Annotated in this window: 1 protein-coding gene and 1 pseudogene; both read right to left on the reverse strand. The window is 34.0% G+C overall.

The window, feature by feature from the left end; genetic code table 11:
- Nucleotides 1-49: 49 nt before the first annotated feature.
- Nucleotides 50-457: pseudogene (gene rhuM / locus U9P79_00275) on the reverse strand (RhuM family protein).
- A partial coding sequence (locus U9P79_00280) for an AAA family ATPase (protein MEA2103069.1) occupies nt 454-1,294 on the reverse strand: 841 nt, incomplete at its 5' end. The gene U9P79_00280 and the pseudogene rhuM, both read right to left, overlap by 4 nt.

Consider the following 1,294-nt stretch of genomic DNA (forward strand, 5'->3'; position numbering starts at 1 on the left):
CATTTTCAATTGTTTAATCATTTTCAACTTTCCATTCCCATTTATCGACCTGTTTCAAGCGATCATCATCCATGGCAAAGCCTTTGATGATATATTCTTTGAGGATATTGGTTGCCCATATTCTAAACTGGGTCGCCCGTTTGGAATTAACTCGATAGCCCACCGCAATAATGGCATCGAGATTGTAATATTTAACCGCTTTAGTTTGGGTTTTACCCGCTATTGCGCCGTGGGCAGTGGTATGTTCCAAAATGGAACCAACCACTTTTTCGTCTAATTCTCCGCTTTCAAAGATGTTTTTCAGGTGTTTTGTGATGGCTGGGCGTTTTACATCAAAGAGTTCTGCCATTTTTTTCTGGGTTAGCCAGATGGTTTCATCTTGAAAAACAGTGTCAATTTTGACTGTGCCGTCAGGGGTTGTGTAGAGAACGATTTCGGAATTGTTGGAGTTGATCATTTTATCATCTCCTCATAATGTTCTTTATAGCCACTTTCTTGAAAAACTAATCCAAGAGCCTCTTTAAAGATATTGTAATCAAATTCCTTATAATCGAAGATATTTTGCCCCAAAGAATGAAACTCCCGATTTACATATCGGCAAAATGATTGAAATTTATTGTCCTGTAATTCTGGTTTTTGAAAAACATTGTTTAAGTCTTTTTTTTCAATGAAATTGAAAAAATACTCAATAATATTACGCATACAATTTGCAATCAGAGCAGATGGTTGCTTTTCATCTTTTATTATCTGCCAGTAAGATTGATAGTCATTTTGAATTTCTTCATATTTCATATCACAGATATGACTACCATCACTGTTTTTAGTCATTCTGAATAATTTTTGATTCTCTTTTCTGCGTTTGTGATTAGTGTCAGTTAATTCATAAAAAAAGTAGAGGCTATGGGTAAGAATAAAAACTTGCTCGTAGGAATCAGAATTCAGGAATTCTTTTTTAATCAATTGACCAATATTGAAAATAAAAATATGGGATAAACTGGAAATGGGATCATCAATGACAATGATCTTTTTCCCACCAACATCATCTGCACTTTTTTTGCCTCGACACATTTCAACAAAGTAAAGAAAGCTGATTATCATCTTTTCACCCTCACTTAGCGAATGAAAAATATCAGCATCCTGTTCACTTCTCTTTATTTTATAAAGATTATCCGAGTGTTTTTCTATATGGAAATCATCCAGTCCCAATTCAACTAAGCCATCGTTTATAAAATTGATGGACTGCTCAATATTTATGGTATTTTTCTGCTGTTCAGCAATAATATCTTTTTGTATG

This window comes from Candidatus Cloacimonadota bacterium (assembly GCA_034661015.1).
GTDB lineage: Bacteria > Cloacimonadota > Cloacimonadia > JGIOTU-2 > JGIOTU-2 > JAYEKN01.